This is a genomic window from bacterium, assembly GCA_026129405.1.
In the GTDB taxonomy this organism is placed as follows: domain Bacteria; phylum Desulfobacterota; class Binatia; order DP-6; family DP-6; genus JAHCID01.
In genome coordinates this window covers 192,105-213,068 of sequence record JAHCID010000006.1, presented here as the reverse complement: position 1 = coordinate 213,068, position 20,964 = coordinate 192,105, and the positions used below count along the sequence as shown (strand labels likewise).

Here is a 20,964-nt window from a genome sequence, read left to right as displayed (position 1 = left end):
CTGTCTCTATCCAGTCATCAGGATGGACGGATAATTGCCTTCGCTGGCGGAAACGCTCGATCTTCTCCACCTCTTCGGTGACGCCACCCGCGTGCGCCTGGCGGCGCTCCTCGCCCGCCACGAGCTGACGGTCGCCGAGCTGACCGGGGTGACGGAGCTGGCGCAGAGCCGGGTCTCCACCCATCTCGGCAAGCTGCGCGAGGCCGGCGTGCTGCGCGATCGCCGGCAGGGCGCGTCCACCTTCTACGCCCTCAACGACGGCGCCATGCCCGCCGACGTGCGGCGCCTGTGGGCGCTCGTCGAGGGCGAGGTCGACGACGAGCTGCTGCGCTCCGACGCCGCCCGCGCCGAGCGCCTGGTGCGCGCGCGCGACGGTGCCGCAACCTGGCCGGACAGCGTCGCCGGGCAGATGGAGCGGCACTACTCGCCCGGCCGCACCTGGGAGGCGATGGCGCGCGGCTTCCTCGGCCTGCTGACGCTGGGCGACGTCCTCGACGGCGGCTCGGGCGACGGCGCCGTCGCGCAGCTGCTCGCACCGCGCGCGCGCACCGTCACCTGCCTCGACCGCAGCCGCCGCGTGCTCGAGGCCGCGCGCGCGCGGCTGCGCGGTGCCGCCAACGTGCGCTTCGCGCACGGCGCGGTCGAGGCGATGCCGCTCGCCGACGCCGCCTTCGACCAGGTGCTGCTGTTCCACGTCCTCGCCAGCACGCGCGAGCCCGGCCGCGTCCTCGCCGAGACGGCGCGGGTGCTGCGTCCCGCCGGCCGCGTCGCCCTCGTGACGCTGAACGCGCACCGGCATCTCGACGCGACCGCCCCCTACGGGCACGTCCAGCCGGGCTTCACGCCCGCCGCGCTGCGCGCGCTGCTCGCCGGCGCCGGCCTCGCCGTCGACGCCTGCGAGGTGGTCGCGCGCGAGCGCCGGCCCCCCAACTTCGAGGTCGTCACCGCGTTCGCGCGCAAGGAGACCGCATGACCACGACCGACGTCGCCCGCACCCTCGAGGGGCTGCTCACCCGGCGCATCCTCGTCCTCGACGGCGCGATGGGCACGATGATCCAGCGCTACCGGCTGGGCGAGGCGGACTACCGGGGCACGCGCTTCGCGGACCACGGCCGCGACCTGAAGGGCGACAACGAGCTGCTCGTGCTGACGCGGCCCGACGTGATCCGCGAGATCCACGACCAGTACCTCGACGCCGGCGCCGATCTCGTCGAGACCAACACCTTCAGCAGCAACGCCATCTCCCAGGCCGACTATGCGCTCGAGCCGCTCTGCCGCGAGCTGAACGTCGCCGCCGCACGCCTCGCCCGCGAGGCCGCCGACGCCGCCACGGCGCGCACGCCCGAGCGGCCGCGCTTCGTCGCCGGCGCGATCGGCCCGACGAACCGTACGCTGTCGATCTCGCCCGACGTCGACGATCCGACCTTCCGCAACGTCACCTTCGACCAGGTGCGCGAGGCGTACGCCGAGCAGGTGCACGGCCTGCTCGACGGCGGCGTCGACCTGCTCCTCGTCGAGACCATCTTCGACACGCTGAACGCGAAGGCGGCGCTGGTCGCGATCGAGGAGGTCTTCGCCGTGCGCGGCGTCCGGCTGCCGATCATGATCTCGGTGACGATCACCGACCGCAGCGGCCGCACGCTGTCCGGCCAGACGATCGACGCGTTCCACACCTCGATCGCCCACGCCCGCCCGCTGCTGGTCGGCATCAACTGCGCGCTCGGGGCGCAGGAGATGCGACCGTATCTCGCCGAGCTCGCGGCGATCACGCCCTCGTTCGTCAGCTGCTACCCGAACGCCGGGCTGCCGAACGCCTTCGGCGGCTACGACGAGACGCCCGACACGACGGGCGCGCTGCTGCGCGAGTTCGCCGCGGCGAATCTGATCAACCTGGTCGGCGGCTGCTGCGGCACGACGCCCGACCACATCCGCGCCATCGCCGAAGCGGTCGAGGGCCTGCCGCCGCGGGTCCGCGCCACGCCGCCGGCGCTCACCCGATTCAGCGGCCTCGAGACGCTGACCCTGCGCCCCGACGGCACCTTCACCATGATCGGCGAGCGCACCAACGTCACCGGCTCGGCCAGGTTCGCCGGGCTGGTGAAGCAGAGCGACTGGACCGGCGCGCTCACCGTCGCGCTCGATCAGGTGCGCGGCGGCGCGAACCTGATCGACGTCAACATGGACGAGGGTCTCCTCGACTCCGAGCGCGCCATGACGACGTTCCTGAACCTGGTCGCCACCGAGCCGGAGGTGGCGCGCGTGCCGATCGTGGTCGACAGCTCGAAGTGGTCGGTCATCGAGGCCGGCCTGAAGTGCATCCAGGGCAAGCCGGTGGTGAACTCGATCAGCCTGAAGGAGGGCGAGGCCGAGTTCCTGCACAAGGCGATGCTGGTGCGGCGCTACGGCGCCGGCGTCGTGGTCATGGCCTTCGACGAGACCGGCCAGGCCGACACCACGCCGCGGCGGGTCGCGATCTGCCAGCGCGCCTACAGGCTCCTCGTCGAGCAGGCGGGCTTCGATCCGCTCGACGTCATCTTCGATCCGAACATCCTCGCCGTCGGCACGGGGCTCGAGGAGCACGCGGACTACGCCAAGAGCTTCATCGAGGCGACGCGGATCATCAAGGCGACCTGTCCCGGCGCGAAGGTGAGCGGCGGCGTCTCGAACCTGTCGTTCGCCTTCCGCGGCAACAACGCCGTGCGCGAGGCGATGAACGCGGCGTTCCTCTACCACGCCATCGCCGCGGGCATGGACATGGGCATCGTCAACGCCGGCCAGCTCGCCGTCTACGAGGACATTCCCGCCGAGCTGCGCGAGCTCGTCGAGGACGTGCTCTGGAACCGCCGGTCCGACGCCACCGAGCGGCTCGTCGCCTACGCCGACCGCGTGAAGGGGCAGGGGAAGAAGCGCGAGCAGGATCTCGCGTGGCGTGAGGCGCCGGTCGAGAAGCGGCTCGCGTACGCGCTCGTCCACGGCGTCGTCGACTTCATCGAGGCCGACGCGGAGGAGGCGCGGCTCGCGTACCCGAAGCCGCTCGACGTCATCGAGGGGCCGCTCATGGACGGCATGAAGATCGTCGGCGACCTCTTCGGCGCCGGCAAGATGTTCCTGCCGCAGGTCGTGAAGAGCGCGCGCGCGATGAAGCGGGCGGTCGCCTGGCTGGAGCCGTTCATGGAGGCCGAGAAGGCCGCGGCGGGCGGCGGGCGCAGCGCCGGCAAGGTGCTGCTCGCCACCGTGAAGGGCGACGTGCACGACATCGGCAAGAACATCGTGGGCGTCGTCCTCGGCTGCAACAGCTACGAGGTGATCGACCTCGGCGTCATGGTGCCGTGCGAGAAGATCCTCGCGACCGCGAAGGAGCAGCAGGCGGACATCGTCGGCCTCTCCGGCCTCATCACCCCGTCGCTCGACGAGATGGTGCACGTCGCGAGCGAGATGGAACGCCTCGGCTTCGAGCTGCCGCTCTTGATCGGCGGCGCGACGACGAGCCGCGAGCACACGGCGGTGAAGGTCGCCCCGGCCTACGGGCGGCCGACGGTGCACGTGCTCGACGCCTCGCGCGCGGTGCACGTCGTGGCGAGCCTCCTCGATGCCGACAAGCGCGCCGTGCTGGACGCCGAGAACCGCAGCGAGCAGGCCCGCATCCGCGACGTCTTCGCGCAGAAGGTGGCGCGGCCGCTCGACCCGCTGGCGGCCGCGCGTGCCGCGGCGCCGAAGCTTGCCTGGAGCCCGGACGTCGTCGCGCGCCCGCAGTTCCTCGGCCGCCGCGTGGTCGACGACGTGACGCTGGAGCAGCTCGTCCCGTACGTCGACTGGCGTTTCTTCTTCACCGCCTGGGAGCTGCCCGGGAAGTTCCCCGACGTCCTCGACGACCCGAAGTACGGCGAGGCGGCCCGCGATCTGTGGACCAACGCCCAGGCGGTGCTGGACCGCATCGTGCGCGAGCGGCTGCTCACGGTGCGCGGCGTCTACGGCTTCTGGCCCGCGGCGCGCGACGGCGACGACGTCGTCCTCTTCACCGACGAGACCCGCCAGACGGAGCAGACGCGCTTCCACATGCTCCGCCAGCAGGCGAGCCGCGGCGCGGCGGAGTCGCACTGGTCGCTCGCCGATTTCGTCGCGCCGGGGGCGAGCGGGCTCGACGACCACGTCGGCGCGTTCGCCGTCACGGCCGGCATCGGCTGCGACGCGCTCGCCGCCGCCTACGAGGCGGCGCGCGACGACTACCAGGCGATCATCGTGAAGGCCCTGGCCGACCGCCTGGCCGAGGCCTTCGCCGAGCTGCTGCACGAGCGCGCACGCCGGGCCTGGTACGCCCCCGACGAGCGGCTCGACGTGCCGGCGCTGCTGCACGAGCGCTTCCGCGGCATCCGTCCGGCCTTCGGCTACCCGGCCTGCCCGGACCACACGGAGAAGACGGCGCTCTTCGCGCTGCTCGACGCGCCGGCGGTCGGCATCACGCTCACCGACCACTTCGCCATGCTGCCGGCGGCGAGCGTCAGCGGCATCTACCTCGGCCATCCCGAGGCGCGGTACTTCCCCGTCGGCCGCATCGACCGCGATCAGGTCGCCGACTACGCCCGCCGCAAGGGTATGACCGTCGCCGAGGTCGAGCGCTGGCTGGCGCCGAACCTCGGCTACGATCCGCGGGGGTCGGGCGCCGCCGCGGCGTGAGCGGCCGCCGCCGGCCCGGCTGGTGTCCGCGCCCGACCCGGGGCTAAAGGGAGGCCGGGAGGAGGCGACGCATGGCCAACGTCTTCGTCACCGGGTGCAGCAGCGGCTTCGGCGAGCTCGCCGCGCTCGCCTTCGCGCGCCGCGGCGATCACGTCACCGCCACCATGCGCACGCCGGCGAAGGGCGAGCGCCTGCGCGCGGCGGCCGCGGACGCAGCGGGTACGCTGGTCGTCGAACGCTGCGACGTCGACGACGCGGCGTCGGTCGGCGAGGCCGTCGCCGGCGCGCTGGCGCGGGGGCCGATCGACGTCCTCGTCAACAACGCCGGCATCGAGTGCCGCTCGTCGATCGAGGACGCCTCCGACGCCGACGTGCGCCGGCAGTTCGAGACCAACGTCTTCGGCACCCTGCGCCTGATCCGCGCCGTGCTGCCGGGCATGCGGGCGCGGGGGCGGGGCGCGATCGTCAACGTCTCGTCGGTCGCCGGCCTCGTGGCGCGGCCGTTCGGCGGGCTCTACTCGGCGAGCAAGCACGCGCTCGAGGGGCTCTCCGAGGCGCTGGCGCTCGAGGTCGCGCCGTTCGGCATCCGCGTCGCGCTCGTCGAGCCGGGACAGTACGCGACGCGCCTCCTCGACAACGCCTGGACCGGGGCCGGGTTCGGACCGGCGTCGCCGTACTGGGAGCGCTCCGAGCGCTTCGACCGGGCGATGCACAAGGTCGTGCCCGAGGGCAGGAGGGCCGACCCGCAGGAGGTCGCCGACCTCGTGGTGCGCGTGGCCCACGACCCGCAGGCGCCGCTGCGCACGCTCGCGGGCCGCGACGCGGAGATGATCGCGGCCGCCCATCGCCAGCTGTCGTTCGAGGATTACGTCCGGGCGATGCGCGGCACGCTCGACTGGTGGGACTGATCGCGCCGCGATCTGCTATCACGGGACGTGATGGCGATCGCCGCGTCGCGGGGCCGCGTGTCGGCCACGGCCAGCTCCTGGCATGCGCTTCGCCAGCGGGTGCGCCGGCCGGGGCAGCTCCTCAACGCCCTGCGCACGCGCATCTCCGACGATCGCATCGCGACCCTCGCGGCGGCGCTGTCGTACTACTTCTTCTTCGCGCTGTTCCCGTTCCTGCTCTTCCTGCTGTCGCTCGTCACGATGCTGCCGGGCGTGGGCGGGATCGAGGACTGGCTGCTCGAGCAGGCGGCGCAGTTCGTCCCGGATACCGCGTTCGGGATGCTCGAGACCACCATTCGGGGCATCCTGGCGCAGCCGCGTAGCGGGCTGCTGTCGCTCGGCGCGGGCCTGGCGCTGTGGAGCGCGTCGGCGGCGCTCGCCGGCGTCGCCGACGCGCTGAACGTCGCCTACGGCGTCGAGGAGACGCGGCCGTGGTGGCGGGTGCGCCTGCGCGCGCTCTGGCTCACGGTGGCGCTGTCGTTCTTCATGATCCTCGCCTTCGTGCTCGCCGTCGGCAGCACGCCGCTCGCGCGCTGGGTGGCCGGCTACCTCGGCCCCCTCGGCGGCGTCGGCCTGCTGGCGGCCAACTGGCTCGTCGTGATCGCCGCCGTGACGCTCGTCGTGGCCACCATCTACGACGCCTGCCCGGACGTCGAGCTGCCCTGGCGCTGGTTCTCGCCCGGCTCGGTGCTGTTCACGCTCGGCTTCGGGGCGACCTCGCTGGCGTTCTCGACGTACGTGTCGCGCTTCGGCTCGTACGACCGGACCTACGGGTCGCTCGGCGCGGTGATCATCCTGCTGCTGTGGATGTATCTCCTCGCGCTGTTCCTGCTGCTCGGCGGCGAGCTGAACGCGCTCCTCGATCGCGACGAGGGCGTCGGCGCGACGCCGCCGCCGCGGCCCGCGGACGAGGGGACGGCACCGCCGTCCGACGCGAACCCGCCGCTGCGTCCCGCGGGCGACGACGCTCCGGCCTGAGCCGCTCAGCGCCGCCAGAGCGAGACGGCCTCGGCGAAGCGGCGGCGCTCGTCGGCGGTCTGCTCGGGGTTCAGGTCGGGGTGGTTCTCCTTCAGGAACTTCCGCCAGACGCGCATGAAGCGCTTCTGCGTGCAGTTCGGCGGCAGGGCGAGGATGCGCAGGAGCTGCGTCGGCTGCTTCGAGAGCGGCTCCTTCGGCTTCGTCGTCTTCGTGGCGCCGGCGGCGTCGCGGGTGCCGTTGCGCTTCGGCGGGGCCTCGCGCCAGCGCTCGGCGACGGAGAGCCACCAGCGGAAGTCGGCCACCACCTCGCCGTAGGTGGGGTTGCGCCGCCACGTCTTCGGGAACCACTCCTTGTGCAGCCGGCCGAGGAAGCCCTCGAGCCGCAGCGCCAGCTCCGGCGGCATGCGGCCCTGGTAGCGCGACAGCTCCATGAGGAGATCGCCCGCCTCCTGCTGGTACAGCGCGCGGCTGCGCGACCAGCGTGCGTGCACGGCCTTCCCGAGCCACGGGTAGATACGGCGCAGCATCAGCGCGGCGGGGACGGAGTTCGGCATCGGCGCTCGGGAGCCAATGCAGATGGCGCCGGGCGCCCGGGATGTCAACGTACCCGTCGCAGTGGCAACGCGCCCCGCTCGTCGCATACTCTGCGCGCCCGATGCTCGACGGCCAGACGACCGCCGGCGCCCATCTCGTGGGCGCGTCGATCCCGCGCTCGGGGCATCATTTCCTCGTCGACCTGCTGACGGCGCTGCTGGGCGACGGCATCCGCTACTGCGAGTTCTACGCCGAGGCCGGCTGCTGCCGGCGAATCCCGTGCGCCGTGCCGACGGCGGGGGCGATCCGCTTCCAGAAGCACCACGACCTCGCGCTCGACCTGCCGACCGACGTCCCGGGCGTGCTCTACGTCGTGCAGACGCGGGATCCGGTGATGAGCACGCTCTCCGACCGCGAGCACCTCGCCCGCTTCGAGGGCGAGGCGCGTGCCGCCGATCGCGACGAGTCGGTGCTGTGGCTCGGTCGCAAGGCGTCCTACTACCAACGCTTCGTCGAGAAGTGGGTGCACCGGCCACCGGCGGCGCACCTGCACCTGCCGTACGACGACCTGGTCGCCGATCCCGCGGCGGCGTTGCGGCAGCTCACCGCCGCTTGCGGCGTCGAGGTCGACGACGCGCGCCTCGCGGCCGCCGTCGGCGCGGTCGCCGGCCATCGCGCCGCGCCGGCCGAGGAGGCGCCCGAGCGCTTCACCCGTCGCCGGCGCACCGACAGCCCGTATCTCGACGCCGAGCTGCTCGCGGCGTTCGAGTCCCTGCTCTGCGAGCATCTGCCGGAGCTGCGGCCCGGCCGCCTCCTCGCCGACGTCGACCATCGCCGCAGCCCGGTGACGCCGGTCTACGAGGCCGAGCAGGCCTGCGCCGCCGGCGATCTCCTCGGCGCGCTCGGACACCTCGACGCGGCCCGCGCCCTCGAGCCCCGCAACCGCTATCTTCTCGGCGCCCGCGCCGACCTCCTCGCGCGGCTGGGGCGCCTCGACGAGGCGATCGCCGCCGCCACCTCCGCGGCGGAGCTGGAGCCCGGCGACGCCCTCGCGTTGCGCCGGGTGAGCAACCTCCACGTCCGCCGCACGATGGCCGACCTCGTAGGCGCCCGCGCCGTCGCCGAGCGGCTGGTCGCCCTGCGTCCCGACGACGCGGGCGATCGCGTTCACCTGGCGTCGATCTGCATGCGGCTGGGCGATCGTGACGCGGCCGTGGGGCACGCGCGGCGGGCGCTGTCGGCCGGCGCGCGCGACGCCTTCGTCTGGCGGTACGCGAGCGAGGTGCTTGCGACCTTCGGGCAGCTCGAGGCCGCCTTGGCGGCCGTGCAGGGCGGCATCGAGCGTTCTCCCTTCGTCGGCGAGTTCCACCACCACGCGGCCAATCTCCTCACCGGCCTCGGGCGTCCCGGCGAGGCCGCCGCCGCGCATCGACGCGCGCTCGAGCTCGAGCCCGACCAGCCGCACTGGCACTGGAAGTACGTCGAGGACCTCCTCCGCGCCGGGGCCACGGCCGAGGCCGAGGGCGCGCTCGCCGATGCGCTCGCGCGCTTCCCCGCCGATCGGCGGCTCGTCGCGCAGCGGGCACGCCTCTGACTGGACAACGGGCGACGTGCGCGGGTACACCACCCCCCGCGCTCGAGCTGCCCGTCGGGGGGGAGGGGATCGAGGGGTCGGCGCGACCTGCGCGCGGGGTCCGACGCATGGACGGAGAATGGAGCTTCGAAGACGTCGTCGCCGCGCCGCGCGACCTGAATACCGCGGCGCCGGCTTGGGCCGTCGAGCGCCCGGCCGCCGACGCCCGCCACAATGCCGTCGTCGGCTGGCTGCTGCTGCGCGACGACGTCGTCACGCACGCGGAGGCGTACACCGACGACGGCGGCGTGGCGCCGCTCACCGTCGGCCTGCCGAGCGTCGACGTCGCGGAGGAGTACCCTGCCGAGGCAGGTGCGCGCTTCGCCCGCTTCCAGGGCTTCGTGCCGTGGGAGCCGAGCGCGCGTCTCCGCACGACCTTCCGACTGGTGTTCCACACGCAGCGGCGCGGCGAGGTCGTGCTCGGCCCGTTCGCCCTCCAGGCGAGCGACTGGTTCCTCTCGGTCGTCACCGAGGACCCGGTGACGGTGCTCGCCCGCGGCACGTGCACGCTGCGGCTGTGGTCGGCGACGCCGCTCGAGCGCGCGCCGCGGCTCGAGGGTCTGCGCGACGCGCGCGCGACGCCGGCCTGGACGCGGACGCCGGGCACCCGCGGCGAGGTGTGGACGACGTGGCTCCCGCTCGGCCAGTGGGCACACCGCGTGGGCGGGCATCCGACGAGCCTGGTGGCGCAGATGGGCCGCCAGCTCGTGCGCGAGCCGCTGCCGCTCGAGCCCACGCCCTCGTTGCCCGCGATCGGCGCGGCGCTCGGCCATCCGCACTTCGCGCGCGTCGACGCCGCGCCCGAGCCGGCCGATCCCACCGCGGTGCCCGCGTGTCTCGTCGCGGACGACGACGGCCGCTCGCGGCGCCGGACGGACACGGGAGGAGCCTGCGTCGTCACCGTGTGCACGCGCGACCATCTGCACTTCGCGAAGGTCCTCGCGGCGTCGGTGCGGGCCAAGCATCCGGAGCTGCCGGTGCTCGTCGTCCTGGCGGACGGGTACGAGCCCGAGGACCTGGGTGTGGCCGACGCGACGACCGTGCCGGCGCCGGCGCTCGGCGTCGACCGCCTGCCGTATCTCGCGCTCAAGTACTCCGCGACCGATCTCTGCTGCGCCCTCAAGCCGGCGGCGGTGCAGTTCGCCGGCCGCGAGCTGGGATTCGACCGCGTCGTGTACCTCGACGCCGATATCCGCCTGTACGCGCGCATGGACGCGCTCCTCGCGGCGCTCGACCACGCCGACGTCGTGGCGGTGCCGCACACGCTCGCGCCGCTGCCCAATCCCGAGCGGCTCTGGGAGCGGCCGTCGCTGGGCGACCTCGCGTACGCCGGCGTGCTGAACGCGGGCCTCTTCGCCATGACGATGGGGGAGGCGAGCACCCGCTTCCTCGCCCAGTGGGAGCAGCTGGTCACGCGCGAGGGCGCGTTCCTGCCGTCGCAGGGCGGGCAGATGGAGCAGAACGCGTTCAACTGGGTGATCGCGTTCGCCGACCGCGTCCACGTGTTGCGCGATCCGGCCTACGACGTCGCGTACTGGAACCTGCACGACCGCTCCGTGCGCTGGGCCGGGCTCGACGGCGGCGCGGGCTGGCTGGTCGACGGCAGGCCGCTGGTCGCGTTCCACTTCAGCGGCTTCTCGCCCTTCGACCCGACGACGCTGTCGCGGCACCAGAACCGCTACTCGCTCCTGCACCTGCCGTCGCTCGCACGCCTCTACGAGACCTACGCCGACGAGCTCCTCGGCGCGGGCGCGGCGGCGTACACCGCCCGCGGCTACGGCTTCGACCGCTTCCCCTCCGGCATTCGCATCGACACGCGGATGCGGGACATCTTCAAGGAGCACGAGGAGTTCCTCTACCGCGACCTCGATCCGTGGACGCCGGAGGGCGAGCGCTGGTACTGCCGCGCGCTGCTCTCGCCCGTGCCGTACCTCGGTAGCATCGTGCCGGTGCTGTTCGACGCGATCTATCGCGAGCGCGCCGACCTCCAGGTCGGCTATCCCGACGCGCCGCTGTCGCCGAAGGGCTTCCTCGTCTGGATCGTGCGGCACGGCCTCGTCGAGTACGACTACGAGGCGCTCTTCTGCCGCCATCGGCCGACGCTGCCGACGCGCCGGCTGCTCCAGCAGGTCGCCCGCGCCCGCGACGAGACGCCCGCGCTCGTCGCGGACATGGCCGCGCCGCTCGGCGACGACGTGCTGGCGCTCGCGGCGCGCGCGGCGACGACGGGGCACCGCCACCTGGCCGACGACCTGAACTCGCTCGCCGGCGAGTTCGCGTTGCTCGCGCCGATGCAGCTGATCCGCGACGTCTGGGAGGCGCACGACGACCTGCGCGAGGCGTATCCCGATCCGCTCTGCACGCAGGTGGAGCAGTTCGCGCACTGGCTCGACAGCTTCGGTGTCACCCTGCACGGGCTGCCGTCGAACCTCGGCGACACGCTCCGCCGCCGCGCCGGCGGGCGTGCGCTGGCGCGGGTGTTCTCGTACGTCAATCGCGACTGGGCCCTCATGGAGCGCTTCCCGCTCTGCCTCGTCGGCGTCGGGCGCGCCGAGGCGGCCCAGGCGCTCCTCGCCACCACGCGCCACGGCCTCGAGTACGACGGCGACGACGTTCTCACCTACCTCTGGCTGATGGACACCCGCCCGTGGATGGGCATCGACCTCACGCTGGAGCTGGCGGTGAATCTCCGCCGGCCGTGCTCGAGCCGGCTGCCGGAGGGACAGGACGCGCTGCTCGGCCCGCTGCTCGCGAGCGACGAGCGCTTCCGCCAGGCGCTCGTCGAGTACCGCCGGCGCTGGCACGAGGACGAGGACGGCCGGCGCGTGATCGCCCGCGTGCGCGCCGCCGCCCGCCGCAGCGAGCGCGCCGTCGTGCCCGATCGTCGCATCGACCCGCTGGCGCTGCCGGAGCAGACGGGCGACGACGCCACGACGCCGGGTCCGCGCGCCGCGCCCGGCGTCAACCTCTTCGGCTACTTTCTGAGCCCGATCGGCCTCGGCAGCATGACCCGCGGCCTTGCGAAGGCGCTGCGCGCGGCGGGCATCGCGGTGGCCGAGAACGTGGTCGGCAACGTCGCGATGGAGGCGGACGTCCGGCCGGAGCACTTCCTGCGCCGCTGGGACTGGCGCTACGAGACGAACCTGTTCGTCAGCTACCCGCACCTGCGCGAGCACCTCCTGCACGCGCTGCCGGAGTACATGGTGCGCGATCGGCGCAACGTCGCCTACCTCGCGTGGGAGCAGCGCGACGCGCTCCACTGGTGGGTCGACGCCTATCGCGACTTCGACCAGGTCTGGGCCCTCTCCGCGTTCGCGGCGACCAGCCTGACGCGGGTGCTCGAGCGCCCCGTGCTCGACGTGCCGTGCGTCCTCGATACGGCCGCGTTCCCTCCCGCGGCGACCAAGGCCGACTGGGGCCTGCCCGAGGACGCCTGCGTGTTCCTCTACGTCTTCGACGCCAACAGCTCGATCGAGCGCAAGAACCCCGAGGCGGCGCTCGAAGCCTTCGCGCAGGCGTTCGGCCGGCGGCGCGACGTTCTCCTCCTGGTGAAGGCGTCGAACGCGCACCGCCTGACGCACCGGACCCGGCTGCGCGCGCTCGCGCGCCGTGCCGAGCAGCTCGGCTGCAACGTCCGCTTCCTCACCCGCCACCTCCCGACGCCCGACATCCTGCGCCTCATCTCCGCCGTGGACTGCTACGTCTCGCTGCACCGCTCGGAGGGCTTCGGCTACACCTGCGCCGAGGCGATGGCGTACGGCCGCCCGGTGATCGCCACCGGCTACTCGGGCAACCTCGACTTCATGTCGGACGACGACTCCTTCCTGGTCATGGCCGGCGAGACGCCGGTGACGGTCGCCGACGGCCCGTTCCAGCGCGGCAGCGTCTGGGCCGAGCCCAGCATCGCGCACGCCGCCGAGCTGATGGGCCTCGTGCAGCGCGAGCCGGAGCGGGCGCGCGCGGTGGGCTGGCGCGGCCGCGAAGCGGTGCGGCAGAAGCTCTCGCCCGAGGCCATCGGCGAGCGCGTCGCGCGCGCCCTCGTCGGCTGAGGCGACGCCGGCACGCGATCTGGCGCCGCCGGGCGGCGCGGCGTAGGGGAACGGGGTCGCCCGCGGGCGGCGCGCCATGCGGATCGCGACCTGGAACGTCAACTCGCTGCACGCGCGCCTCGACAAGGTGCGCTGGTGGCTCGAGCGCGCGAAGCCCGACGTCCTCCTGGTGCAGGAGACGAAGCTCGCCGACGCCGACGCACCGGCGGACGCGTTCGCCGACGCCGGCTACAGCCTCGCCCATCACGGCGAGGGGCGCTGGAACGGCGTGGCGGTCGCGAGCCGGGTCGGTATCGCCGACGTCGTCACCAACTTCGGCGCTCCGCTCGCGCCGGCCCGGACGGCCGACACGGGCGACGACGAGCCGCTCGCCGAAGCCCGCATGCTCGCGGCGACGTGCGGCGGGGTGCGCGTCGTCTGCGTGTACGCGCCGAACGGCCGCCGGGTCGACTCGCCGTTCTACACCGCGAAGCTGGCGTGGTTCGCCCGCCTGTCGCGCTGGCTCGCCGCGACGGCCGATCCGGCCGCGCCGCTCGTCCTCGGCGGCGACCTCAACGTCGCGCCGGCCGATGCCGACGTGTGGGACCCGCAGGCGTGTCACGGCGGCACGCACGTCTCGCCGCCGGAGCGGGCGGCGTTCGCGGCGCTGTGCGCCTGGGGCCTCGTCGACGCGTACCGCCTGCGTCGTCCGGAGCCGGAGCGCTACACGTGGTGGGACTACCGCGCCGGCGCGTTCCATAAGAACCACGGCATGCGCATCGATCACCTGCTGGCGACCGCCCCGCTCGCGGCGCGCGTGGTGTGGGCCGAGATCGACCGCGAGGCGCGCAAGGGCAAGCCCATGCCGTCCGACCACGCCCCGCTCGTCGTCGACCTCGACGTACCCGGCCATCCGCTCGATGCCGGCTGGACGACCGCCGACGCCCGCATCGCCGCGCGCCGTCGCGGAGGTCGCTGATGGCGTTCCCGCTCGCGCCGCCGATCGCGCCCATGCTGGCGAAGCTCGCGAGCGCGCTGCCGCCCGGCGACGGCTGGCTCTTCGAGCCCAAGTGGGACGGCTTTCGCGCCCTCGTCTTCCGCGACCGCGAGCAGGTCTACCTCCAGAGCCGCGACGCGAAGCCGCTGGACCGCTATTTCCCCGAGCTCGCACCGATGCTGCGCGCGAGCCTGCCGGCGCGGTGCGTGGTCGACGGCGAGATCGTCATCGCCGGTCCGCGCGGGCTCGACTTCGACGCCCTCCAGATGCGTCTCCACCCCGCGGCGTCGCGCGTGCAGAAGCTGGCGGCGGCGACCCCGGCGGGGTTCGTCGCCTTCGACCTCCTCGCCGAGGGCGACGACGACCTGCGCCCGCGCGCGCAGCAGGAGCGGCGCAGGCGGCTCGAGCGCGCGCTCGCCGGCGCTCGCGCGGGCGTGCACCTGACCCCGTGCCGGCGCGAGCGTGCCGTCGCCGAGGAGTGGTTCCACCGCTTCGAGGGCGCCGGGCTCGACGGCGTGGTCGCGAAGCACGAAGGGGCGCCGTATCAGCCCGGCAAGCGCGTCATGGTGAAGGTGAAGCACCTGCGCACCGCCGACTGCGTCGTCGCCGGCTTCCGCTGGCACAAGAACGGGCTCGGCACCCTGGTGGGCTCGCTGCTCCTCGGGCTCTACGACGACGCCGGCGCGCTGCAGCACGTCGGCGTGACCTCGTCGTTCACGCTGGCGGCGCGGCGGCAGCTCGTCGCGGAGCTGTCGCCGCTGCGGGCGAACGCGCTCGCCGGCCACCCGTGGGCGGGCTGGGCGGAGCAGTCGGCGGGATCGGGCCGTATGCCGGGCGGGCAGAGCCGCTGGAGCACGGGCAAGGATCTCGCGTGGGAGCCGCTGCGCATCGAGCGCGTCTGCGAGGTGCACTACGACCACCTCCAGGGCGACCGCTTCCGCCACGCGGCGGTGTTCCAGCGCTGGCGGCCGGACAAGCCGCCCGCCGACTGCCGCTACGACCAGCTCGAGGTCATTGCGCCGGCGGAGCTGGCCGGGCTCTTCGGCGCGGACCGGCGGTAGGGCGCGCCGGGATCTCGTCGGGATCGGGCGGCTCGGGCGCGGGCCGGAGCGCCGGCGGCACGTGCTCGAGGTTCACGCGGACGCGGGTCCAGGTCGACGAGCGGCCGCGCATGGCATCCACCAGAACGTCGGCCGGGGCGAGATGCGCGGCGGCGTCGGCGTGGCGCACCTTCCAGCGCGCGAGGCCGGCGAGGGCGTCGTCCCTGCGGGCCGCACGCGCGATCTCGACGAGCGGCTTCGTCGGCACCCGGCGCCCGGTGCCGGCGGCTCGGCGTCGCGAGGGGGCGACGCGCGGCGGCTCGTCGGCCTGCTTCGCGTAGTGCGGCGGCCAGGGGGCGTCGCCGAGGCCTTCGGCTTCGTGGCGCGCGGACAGGGCGAGGAGGGCGTCCAGCGACGCGGGCTCGACGTCGATGCCCGCGTGCCGGTCGCCGACGGCGGCGAACCGAGCCGGCATCGTGCGCAGCGTGAAGTCCTCGGGCACGCAGGCGTCGAGCTCGTCCCAGGTGACGGGTGCGGAGACGCGGGCGTCGACCGTCGGGCGCACGGAGTAGGCCGCGGCGACGGTGCGGTCCTTCGCGTTCTGGTTGTAGTCGAGGAAGACCCCATGCCGTTCCTCCTTCCACCACTTGCTGGTGGCGAGCGCCGGCGCGCGTCGCTCGACCTCGCGGGCGACCGCGAGCGCCGCCCGTCGCACGGCGGTGAACGTCCAGCGCCGCAGCAGGCGGACGTTCACGTGGATGCCGCGCGAGCCCGACGTCTTCGGCCAGCCGGCGAGGGCATGCGCGGCGAGCACCTCGCGCACGACGCGGGCGACCTCCTGCAGCTGGCGCCAGGGCACGCCGGGCATCGGGTCGAGATCGATGCGCAGCTCGTCGGGGTGGTCGAGATCCTCGGCGCGCACGGGATGGGGATGCAGCTCGAGGCAGCCGAGGTTCGCCATCCAGGCGAGCGCCGCCGCGTCGCGCGGCACGACCTCCTCGGCGCTGCGCCCGGACGGGAAGCGCAGCGCCACGACCTCGAGCCACGGCGGCCGCGAGGCTGGTGCCCGCTTCTGGTAGAAGTGCGCGCCGTGGATGCCGTCCGCGTAGCGGACGAGGACGTTCGGCCGTCCGCCGGCGCCGCGCAGGGCGCCGTCGGCGACCGCGAGCCAGTAGCGCACGACGTCGAGCTTCGTGATCCCGGCCTCGGGGAAGTAGACCTTCGACGGGTTCGAGACGGCGACCTCGCGGCCGGCGACCTCGAGCACGACGCGTTCGTCCGGGCTCGGCACCGGCGTCGAGGATACGTCGTGGCGCCGTGACGGTCATCCCCGTCTCGGGCGGCTGGCCTCCGGCGCCGGAGTCGGTCAAGGAGGTCGCGATGCCGGCGCTCGACGCACCGCCCGCGCGCTACTACCCCTTCGCCTGGGACGCGGCGGGGTATCGGCGGGGCCGCTACGTCGTGGTGCCCGGGCTGACGCCGCTCACGGCGCCGCTCGTCGACCATGCGGGCGTCGTCCGCGCCGACGATCGGCTGCTCCAGGCGGATCGCGAGCGTCCGCGCTACCTGGTGCAGAAGCGGCCCGGCCCGCAGCTCGACCGCTGTGACCTCGCGCTGCGCGCCGCGGTGACGGCGCGTCTGCGTGCCGAGGCGGCGTCGGCCTACGGCCTCGCCGAGGGGGACGCGGGCGAGCTCGACGCGCTCGTCGGCCTCCTCCAGGAGGACGTCGCGGTCGTCCGGCTCGACGGTACGCGCAGCCGGCTCTGCTACCTCCACGTGAGCCTACCGAGCGGCTGGAGCCCCGACGCCGTCGCCGCCGAGCGGGTGTCGACGTTCGGGCGCGTCCACGCACCGCTCGCCGCCGACATGGGCTCGGACGCGGTCACCGGGCTGCGCGGCGAGGAGTGGCTGCGGACGCTCGTGCACGCCGGCCCGCATCGCCGCTTCACCTGGGGCCTCCAGCTCGACGCGGGGCTCGATCAGCATCCCGCGCGTCGCCCGCAGGTCGACGCCGTGCGCGGGCTGTGGCTGCGGGTCGAGCGACAGGTGACGGTCGGGCTGCCCGACGAGCAGGCGATGCTGTTCCTTATCCGTCCCTACGTCGTGGAGCTCGCCGAGGCGCGAGCCGCCGGCGTGCTCGCGGATCTGGTCGCCGCCGTGCGCGGCATGGACGCGGGGCAGGCGGCCTACAAGCTGCAGGGACGCCGCGACGAGGTGCTCGCGCTCCTCACGCGGCCCTGATTGACTCGCGCACCTGCCGCAGCGGCGGACACGGCGCGCGCGCGACTCGCGATCGTCCCCGTCAAGCGCTATTCTAGGGAACCATCTCGCATGAGGAGGTGCCGATGAGCACGGTGGCGATCGTGGGCGGAGGGTTCAGCGGGACCATGGTCGCCGCGCATCTCCTGCGCCGGGGCCTGCGCGGGCGGGTGCTCCTGGTCGAGCGGCACGGGCCGTTCTCGGGCGGCGTCGCCTACGGCACCCGCTGTCGCGCCCACTCGCTCAACGTCCCCGCCGGGCGCATGAGCGCCTTCGCCGACGACGAGGACCACTTCCTCGCCTGGATGCGGCGCCGAGAGCCGGGTACCACCGGCGCGAGCTTCGTGCCCCGACTCGCCTTCGGCCACTACCTCCGCCAGGTCCTCGCGGAGGCCGAGGCCGACGCGCCCTCGTGGACCGAGCTCGAGCGCATCCCGGGCGAGGCCGTCGGGCTCGAGCCGCTCGCCGCCGGCGGCATCCAGGTGCGGCTCGCGGACGGGCGCCGTCTCGCGAGCGACGTCACCATCCTCGCCGTCGGCAACTTTCCGCCCGCGACGCCGGCGCTCGCCGATCCGTCGGGCCTGGCCTCGCCGCGATACGCCCCCGACCCGTGGGCGCACGACGCGCTCGACGTCGATGCCGACGATCCGGTGCTGCTCGTCGGCACCGGCCTCACCATGATCGACGTCGTGCTCGGGCTGGTGGAGCAGCAGCACCGCGGGCCGATCTACGCCGTCTCGCGACGCGGCCTGCTGCCGCAGCCGCACCGCCAGTCGGCGGTGCCGCCGCCGCACTACCCGCGGCCCCGCGATCTCGACGAGTGGCCGCGCACGGCGTCGGGTCTCGTGCGCGCGCTGCGGCGTGAAGTGCTCGAGGCGACGTGCGAAGGGCACGACTGGCGCGAGGTGCTGGCGTCGATCCGCGCCGATACGCCGGCGATGTGGGCGTCGCTGGACGAGCGCGCCCGCGCCCGTCTGCTGCGCCACCTGCGGCCGTACTGGGAGACCCATCGCCACCGCGCCGCACCCGCGCCCTGGGCCGGCGTGCAGGCGACGATCGACACCGGCCAGCTCGACGTGCGGGCGGCGCGGCTTCTCGGCATGCGGCCGGTCGACGGGGCGATGGAGGTCGCGCTGCGCGGCCGCGGCGGCGCCGACGTCGAGCGGCTGCGCGTGGGGCGCGTGATCAACTGCACGGGGCCGGACACGGATCTGTCCCGCGTGCGGGAGCCCCTCATCGTCGCCCTGCGCGAGGTGGGCATGCTGCGGCCCGACGCCTTCGGCCTCGGCCTCGATACCGACGGCGATGGCGCGCTGCTCGACGCCGCCGGTCGCGCGAGCGATCGGCTGTTCCTCGTCGGGCCGCTGCGCAAGGGGCGCCTCTGGGAGAACACGGCGGTGCCCGAGCTGCGCGTCGAGGCGGCGGCGCTCGCCGAGCGTCTCGCCATGCGGCTCGCGACGACGGCACCGCCGGCCGGCAACGGCCGGATGAAGCCGGCGCCGCGGGATCAGGCGGCCGGCATGCGGTCCGCGATGCCGTTCGAGCGTGCGCGCGCCGGCGTGCGACGAACCTTCGGTTGACGCCGGAACAGCGGCCGTGTTAGCTAGCCATCCAGTGAGTTCGATCCGACAGTCGGCCCTGTGTTGTACGACCGCGGTGGTGGGCACGTGCCCGCCCGCGGCCGGATAGGCGCCGCGGCGGATCACGCGATAGCGCCCACCACCCGCGAGGGTCGGTGGGCGTTCTGCTTTCTGGAGCCGAACATCCCCCAGCGGCCCACGCCAGCGTGCGTCGGGCATCGGAGGATGCATGGCCCAGACCCCGTCGATCCAGTCCCACGACAGCAGCTACCCGCTCGGGCTCGGGTCCGCGCCCGCCCAGGGAGCGGAGGCGCTCGCGCCGTCGTGGTTCGAGGACAACGCGCAGTCGATCGGCGGCACGCCGCTGGTCCGCCTGAATCGCATCCCGGACGGCGCACCGGCGACCATCCTGGCCAAGGTCGAGGGCCGCAACCCCGCGTATTCGGTGAAGTGCCGCATCGGCGCGGCCATGGTCTGGGACGCCGAGCGCCGCGGCGTCCTCGTCCCCGGCAAGGAGCTCGTCGAGCCGACGAGCGGCAACACGGGGATCGCGCTCGCCTTCGTCGCCGCCGCCCGCGGCTACCCGCTGACACTCACGATGCCCGACACGATGAGCGTCGAGCGGCGCAAGTTGCTCGTCGCCTACGGCGCCAAGCTCGTCCTCACCGAGGGCTCGAAGGGCATGGCGGGCGCGGTCGCCCGTGCGGAGAGCATCGTGGCGTCGGACCCCGATCGCTACGTCCTGCTCCAGCAGTTCGAGAACCCGGCGAACCCGGCGATCCACGAGCGCACGACCGGCCCGGAGATCTGGGCCCAGACGGGTGGGCGGATCGACGTGTTCGTCTCCGGCGTCGGCACGGGCGGAACGATCACGGGCGTCTCGCGCTACCTGAAGCACACGCGCGGGCACGACGTCGTCTCGGTCGCCGTCGAGCCCGCCAACAGCCCGGTGCTCACGCAGCAGCGCGCGGGCGAGCCGATCGTGTCCGGCCCGCACAAGATCCAGGGCATCGGCGCGGGCTTCGTGCCCGCGGCGCTCGATCTCTCGGTCGTCGATCGGATCGAGCAGGTCACCAACGAAGAGGCGATCGCCTACGCGCGCCGGCTGGCGCGCGACGAGGGCATCATCGCCGGCATCTCGTGCGGCGCGGCGGTGGCGGTGGCGGTGCGGCTGGCGCGGCGTCCCGAGTTCGCCGGCAAGACGATCGTCACCGTGCTCCCCGATTCGGGCGAGCGCTACCTCAGCACCGCGCTGTTCGAGGGCATCTTCGACGCGCAGGGAGTTCCACTATGACGGCACTGAAAGTCATCTCCGATCGCGCGGAGAGCACGCCGCGTGCGGGCGAGCTCGCCCACGTGATCGACGCGCTCACCGACGCCAACGTCGACCTCCTGTCCGAGCGCGTGCGCCGCAACCCGCGCCAGGCGCTGCCCTCGCGCGACGCCCTCGAGCGGGTGCTGGTCGATCTGCGTGCGGTGCTGTTCCCGGCGCACTTCGGCACCACCGACCGCACGCCCGAGGGCATCCGGCACGCCATCGCCCTGCGGCTCGAGGACACCATGGCGCGCCTCCAGGACCAGGTGCGCCGCGGGCTCCTGTCGGCGTGCACGCACGGCGACGGCGACTGCGTCGTGTGCGGGCGGCGCGCGGCGGAGGTCGTCCGCGAGCTTGCGCGGCGGCTGCCGGCGATTCGCGCGCTCCTCGGCAGCGACGTGCGCGCGGCGTACGAGGGCGACCCCGCGGCGACCAGCATGGACGAGGCGATCTTCTGCTACCCGGGCATCGCCGCGATCACGCACCATCGCCTCGCGCACCAGCTCTACGAGTTCGGGGTGCCGCTCATCCCGCGTATCATCGCGGAGCTGGCGCACGCGGCGACCGGCATCGACATCCATCCCGGCGCGAACATCGCCGGCAGCTTCTTCATCGACCACGGCACGGGCGTCGTCGTGGGCGAGACCTCGGTCATCGGGCAGCGCGTGCGGCTCTACCAGGGCGTCACCCTGGGGGCGCGCAGCTTCCCGGTCGACGAGAGCGGGCGGCCCATCAAGGGGCGGCCACGGCACCCGATCGTCGAGGACGACGTCACCATCTACGCGGGGGCGACGATCCTCGGACGCATCACCATCGGTCGGGGGTCGAGCATCGGTGGGAACGTCTGGCTCACGCGCGGCGTGCCTCCGGGCAGCTACGTGAGCCAGGCGCAAAGTCGGGACGATCTGTTCGACGGAGGACTCGGAATCTGAGGCAGGGGCACCGTCCTCCGGGCCGAGACCCGGACGCAGCCATCGTG

The 20,964-nt window shown here is 73.8% G+C and carries 14 protein-coding genes; 12 read left to right on the top strand and 2 right to left on the bottom strand.

All coding sequences use genetic code 11. The annotated features are described in order from the left end of the window. The first annotated feature begins 34 nt into the window (after positions 1–34). From KIT14_19925 to KIT14_19910, 4 genes are all read left to right on the top strand, one after another. Entirely contained in the window at positions 35–973 is a 939-nt protein-coding gene (locus KIT14_19925) for a metalloregulator ArsR/SmtB family transcription factor (GenBank protein MCW5892788.1), read from the top strand. Continuing rightward, positions 970–4,674, top strand: coding sequence for a methionine synthase (metH, locus tag KIT14_19920; protein ID MCW5892787.1), 3,705 nt, complete (start codon positions 970–972; stop codon positions 4,672–4,674). Before KIT14_19925 ends, metH begins: the two co-directional genes overlap by 4 nt. Positions 4,675–4,745: 71 nt before the next feature. Further along, positions 4,746–5,582 carry an SDR family oxidoreductase gene (locus KIT14_19915; protein ID MCW5892786.1) on the top strand — a complete coding sequence of 279 codons (837 nt, stop codon included), beginning with the start codon at positions 4,746–4,748 and terminating at the stop codon, positions 5,580–5,582. Between the two features lie 57 nt (positions 5,583–5,639). Continuing rightward, a complete protein-coding gene (locus KIT14_19910) occupies positions 5,640–6,599 on the top strand; it encodes a YihY/virulence factor BrkB family protein (protein MCW5892785.1) in 960 nt (319 codons plus the stop codon). A gap of 5 nt (positions 6,600–6,604) precedes the next feature. Here KIT14_19910 and KIT14_19905 read toward each other — a convergent pair whose 3' ends face one another. Then, on the bottom strand, positions 6,605–7,153 hold the full coding sequence (locus tag KIT14_19905) for a hypothetical protein (protein MCW5892784.1): 549 nt from the start codon (positions 7,151–7,153) through the stop codon (positions 6,605–6,607). 101 nt (positions 7,154–7,254) lie between these two features. Here KIT14_19905 and KIT14_19900 point away from each other — a divergent pair, with 101 nt between their 5' ends. The 4 genes from KIT14_19900 (at position 7,255) to KIT14_19885 (ending at position 14,852) form a co-directional block, all read left to right on the top strand. After that, positions 7,255–8,727: a sulfotransferase gene (locus tag KIT14_19900; protein ID MCW5892783.1), complete on the top strand. Its 1,473-nt coding sequence runs from the start codon at positions 7,255–7,257 to the stop codon at positions 8,725–8,727. Positions 8,728–8,834: 107 nt separating this feature from the next. Further along, positions 8,835–12,815 carry a glycosyltransferase family 4 protein gene (locus tag KIT14_19895; GenBank protein ID MCW5892782.1) on the top strand — a complete coding sequence of 1,327 codons (3,981 nt, stop codon included), beginning with the start codon at positions 8,835–8,837 and terminating at the stop codon, positions 12,813–12,815. A 76-nt stretch (positions 12,816–12,891) separates the two neighbouring features. After that, positions 12,892–13,773, top strand: coding sequence for an exodeoxyribonuclease III (xth, locus tag KIT14_19890; GenBank protein MCW5892781.1), 882 nt, complete (start codon positions 12,892–12,894; stop codon positions 13,771–13,773). Next, complete coding sequence (locus tag KIT14_19885) at positions 13,773–14,852, top strand: ATP-dependent DNA ligase (protein MCW5892780.1); 1,080 nt, start codon at positions 13,773–13,775, stop codon at positions 14,850–14,852. The genes xth and KIT14_19885 overlap by 1 nt, the downstream gene beginning before the upstream one ends. On the opposite strand, the gene KIT14_19880 is transcribed toward KIT14_19885, so the two are convergent. Further along, positions 14,803–16,122, bottom strand: a complete 1,320-nt coding sequence (locus KIT14_19880) for a DNA primase (GenBank protein MCW5892779.1) — start codon at positions 16,120–16,122, stop codon at positions 14,803–14,805. The genes KIT14_19885 and KIT14_19880 overlap by 50 nt on opposite strands. 26 nt (positions 16,123–16,148) lie before the next feature. Between KIT14_19880 and KIT14_19875 the strand changes: the two genes are divergently transcribed. The 4 genes from KIT14_19875 to KIT14_19860 all read left to right on the top strand — a co-directional run bounded on the left by KIT14_19875 (position 16,149) and on the right by KIT14_19860 (position 20,917). After that, positions 16,149–17,072, top strand: a complete 924-nt coding sequence (locus tag KIT14_19875) for a DUF3445 domain-containing protein (GenBank protein ID MCW5892778.1) — start codon at positions 16,149–16,151, stop codon at positions 17,070–17,072. 104 nt (positions 17,073–17,176) lie between these two features. Further along, on the top strand, positions 17,177–18,670 hold the full coding sequence (locus KIT14_19870) for an FAD/NAD(P)-binding protein (protein ID MCW5892777.1): 1,494 nt from the start codon (positions 17,177–17,179) through the stop codon (positions 18,668–18,670). 229 nt (positions 18,671–18,899) lie between these two features. Next, positions 18,900–19,964: a cysteine synthase A gene (cysK, locus tag KIT14_19865; GenBank protein MCW5892776.1), complete on the top strand. Its 1,065-nt coding sequence runs from the start codon at positions 18,900–18,902 to the stop codon at positions 19,962–19,964. Beyond that, positions 19,961–20,917 carry a serine acetyltransferase gene (locus KIT14_19860; protein MCW5892775.1) on the top strand — a complete coding sequence of 319 codons (957 nt, stop codon included), beginning with the start codon at positions 19,961–19,963 and terminating at the stop codon, positions 20,915–20,917. The genes cysK and KIT14_19860 overlap by 4 nt, the downstream gene beginning before the upstream one ends. The last annotated feature ends 47 nt before the right edge of the window (positions 20,918–20,964 follow it).

What these genes read in the sequence shown, in the direction of transcription:
- metH (MCW5892787.1), top strand. Translation starts at nt 970, where the DNA reads ATGACCACGACCGACGTCGCCCGCACCCTCGAGGGGCTGCTCACCCGG.
- KIT14_19915 (MCW5892786.1), top strand. Translation starts at nt 4,746, where the DNA reads ATGGCCAACGTCTTCGTCACCGGGTGCAGCAGCGGCTTCGGCGAGCTC.
- KIT14_19905 (MCW5892784.1), bottom strand. Translation starts at nt 7,153, where the DNA reads ATGCCGAACTCCGTCCCCGCCGCGCTGATGCTGCGCCGTATCTACCCG.
- KIT14_19900 (MCW5892783.1), top strand. Translation starts at nt 7,255, where the DNA reads ATGCTCGACGGCCAGACGACCGCCGGCGCCCATCTCGTGGGCGCGTCG.
- KIT14_19895 (MCW5892782.1), top strand. Translation starts at nt 8,835, where the DNA reads ATGGACGGAGAATGGAGCTTCGAAGACGTCGTCGCCGCGCCGCGCGAC.
- xth (MCW5892781.1), top strand. Translation starts at nt 12,892, where the DNA reads ATGCGGATCGCGACCTGGAACGTCAACTCGCTGCACGCGCGCCTCGAC.
- KIT14_19885 (MCW5892780.1), top strand. Translation starts at nt 13,773, where the DNA reads ATGGCGTTCCCGCTCGCGCCGCCGATCGCGCCCATGCTGGCGAAGCTC.
- KIT14_19870 (MCW5892777.1), top strand. Translation starts at nt 17,177, where the DNA reads ATGAGCACGGTGGCGATCGTGGGCGGAGGGTTCAGCGGGACCATGGTC.
- cysK (MCW5892776.1), top strand. Translation starts at nt 18,900, where the DNA reads ATGGCCCAGACCCCGTCGATCCAGTCCCACGACAGCAGCTACCCGCTC.
- KIT14_19860 (MCW5892775.1), top strand. Translation starts at nt 19,961, where the DNA reads ATGACGGCACTGAAAGTCATCTCCGATCGCGCGGAGAGCACGCCGCGT.